At 41.1% G+C, this 800-nt stretch carries 1 pseudogene; it reads left to right on the top strand.

The annotated features are described in order from the left end of the window. A pseudogene (locus ABD000_RS14005) lies at positions 1 to 800 on the top strand (hypothetical protein); the annotation flags it as partial.

The following is an 800-nucleotide window of genomic DNA, read 5'->3' as shown; positions in this document are numbered from 1 at the left end:
TTGGAATCAAGGCGGCTGTTGCGGTAGATACAGATGGTGATGGTATTTTAGATTGTTTTGATCTTGATAGCGATAATGATGGATGTAGCGATGCTAATGAAGCCTATAATGATCCCAATGCAGATGGAGGCGATGGAGGTGCGTATGGTACAGGCAATCCACCTGCAACCAATGCAGATGGTAGTGTAGTCGCAGCGAGTTATCCTGGAACGAATAGTACGGTTACTGATGCTTCTATATCTACTGCATGTACCATCATTGATAGTGATAATGACGGAGTTCCAGATACTGTAGATGTAGATGATGACAATGATGGAATTTTAGATACGGTAGAATGTGGTGAGGCAGAAATATGGGAGACTGGAGGTAGTACTTCAGGCACAGGAAATCAAACAGCAGTATTAAATTCAAACGTTGGGGCTACTAGTGTAACCGTCTCAACGACAGGAGGATTATTTGATGCAAATGGAAATAATGACTACATAGAATTCAACGAACGTGCTGCTAATAATGGAACGTTTACAGTAAGTTTTGCAGATCCTGTAACCAATCTCAAATTCTATATTCGCGATTTTGGTCGTAGATCATCTTCAACTGCTCGTCTGGGTAATTTTAGTGTTACCTTAAATAACGGTACAGTCATCAACAATGTCAACTTTGATGTATTAGCAACGACGGAAGATTTTGCAGGTGCAGGAGGCGGTAATACTGAAATAGTAGAGAAGTTTCAGCTAAGCGGGATAAATTATATTCAGGATCCAACGACTAATGGCGGTGATAACGAAGCTTACGGCTTACTG

It is taken from the genome of Gangjinia marincola (genome assembly GCF_039523415.1).
Taxonomy (GTDB): domain Bacteria; phylum Bacteroidota; class Bacteroidia; order Flavobacteriales; family Flavobacteriaceae; genus Gangjinia; species Gangjinia marincola.
The sequence above is the reverse complement of the archived record's forward strand: the minus strand, read 5'-3'. Positions and strand labels throughout refer to the sequence as shown.